This is a genomic window from Methylobacterium sp. C33D, assembly GCF_053345825.1.
Genome location: NZ_JBKFAV010000178.1, coordinates 1 through 318 on the forward strand (window position 1 = coordinate 1; position 318 = coordinate 318).

General features: G+C 64.8%; 1 protein-coding gene. It reads right to left on the bottom strand.

What is annotated here, in order from left to right; genetic code table 11:
* Positions 1–318, bottom strand: a 318-nt coding sequence (gene eutB / locus ACLBXO_RS31935; RefSeq protein WP_447687942.1) for an ethanolamine ammonia-lyase subunit EutB, incomplete at both ends; no start/stop codon positions are given.

The window sequence follows — 318 nt, forward strand, 5'->3', positions numbered from 1 at the left end:
AAGTACATCACGTTGTCGCCGACCGTGCCCCGCTTCAGGCCCCTTGCGGCGTCGTGCGCCTCGGCCAGCAGAGCGAGGTCAATACCGAAGCCGCGATTGGCCGCTTCGGTGCCGGCGTCGGATTGGAATACAAGATCGACCGGAGCGCCGCGTTCTATGATCGCCATCGCGTTCGTGACATGGGTCAGGACGCAGGTCTGGGTCGAGATCTCGTAGTGCTGGCGCATCTCGTCCAGCATCGTGGTGAGGGCGATCGCGGTCTCGACATCGTCCGAGGCGGGGTTGATGCCGATGACGGCGTCGCCCGCGCCGTAAAGC